We start from the raw sequence: 1,334 nt of genomic DNA, 5'->3' as shown, positions 1-1,334 counted from the left end.
ATGTATGAATGACACGACTTCGGCGGTACGCTTGAGCCCCGCTACATTGTCGGCGCGGAATCACTTGACCAGTGAGCTATTACGCACTCTTTCAAGGGTGGCTGCTTCTAAGCCAACCTCCTGGTTGTCTCTGCGACTCCACATCCTTTCCCACTTAGCGTACGCTTAGGGGCCTTAGTCGATGCTCTGGGCTGTTTCCCTCTCGACCATGGAGCTTATCCCCCACAGTCTCACTGCCGCGCTCTCACTTACCGGCATTCGGAGTTTGGCTAAGGTCAGTAACCCGGTAGGGCCCATCGCCTATCCAGTGCTCTACCTCCGGCAAGAAACACACGACGCTGCACCTAAATGCATTTCGGGGAGAACCAGCTATCACGGAGTTTGATTGGCCTTTCACCCCTAACCACAGGTCATCCCCCAGGTTTTCAACCCTGGTGGGTTCGGTCCTCCACGAAGTCTTACCTCCGCTTCAACCTGCCCATGGCTAGATCACTCCGCTTCGGGTCTTGAGCGCGCTACTGAATCGCCCTGTTCGGACTCGCTTTCGCTACGGCTTCCCCACACGGGTTAACCTCGCAACACACCGCAAACTCGCAGGCTCATTCTTCAAAAGGCACGCAGTCACGACGCAAGGACAAGTCCTTGCGCGACGCTCCCACGGCTTGTAGGCACACGGTTTCAGGTACTATTTCACTCCGCTCCCGCGGTACTTTTCACCATTCCCTCACGGTACTATCCGCTATCGGTCACCAGGGAATATTTAGGCTTAACGGGTGGTCCCGCCAGATTCACACGGGATTTCTCGGGCCCCGTGCTACTTGGGTGTCTCTCAAACGAGCCGCATGAATTTCAGCTACGGGGGTCTTACCCTCTACGCCGGACCTTTCGCATGTCCTTCGCCTATCCATACGGTTTCTGACTCGTCTCACAGCCGGCAGACTGTGAAAGAGAGATCCCACAACCCCGCATGCGCAACCCCTGCCGGGTATCACACGCATACGGTTTGGCCTCATCCGGTTTCGCTCGCCACTACTCCCGGAATCACGGTTGTTTTCTCTTCCTGAGGGTACTGAGATGTTTCACTTCCCCTCGTTCCCTCCACACTGCCTATGTGTTCAGCAGCGGGTGACAGCCCATGACGACTGCCGGGTTTCCCCATTCGGAAACCCCCGGATCAAAGCCTGGTTGACGGCTCCCCGGGGACTATCGTGGCCTCCCACGTCCTTCATCGGTTCCTGGTGCCAAGGCATCCACCGTGCGCCCTTAAAAACTTGGCCACAGATGCTCGCGTCCACTGTGCAGTTCTCAAGCAACGACCAGCCACCCATCACCCC

The 1,334-nt window shown here is 57.0% G+C and carries 1 rRNA gene (running past one end of the window); it reads right to left on the bottom strand.

The window, feature by feature from the left end:
* A 23S ribosomal RNA gene (locus ACF053_RS30145) occupies nt 1-1,277 on the bottom strand; it reaches 1,920 nt to the left of the window's first position.
* Nucleotides 1,278-1,334: the final 57 nt, after the last annotated feature.

Origin of the sequence: Streptomyces kanasensis, from assembly GCF_043077165.1 — a bacterium.
GTDB classification, from domain to species: Bacteria; Actinomycetota; Actinomycetes; order Streptomycetales; family Streptomycetaceae; genus Streptomyces; species Streptomyces changanensis.
This window is presented reverse-complemented; position numbering and strand designations above follow the sequence as displayed.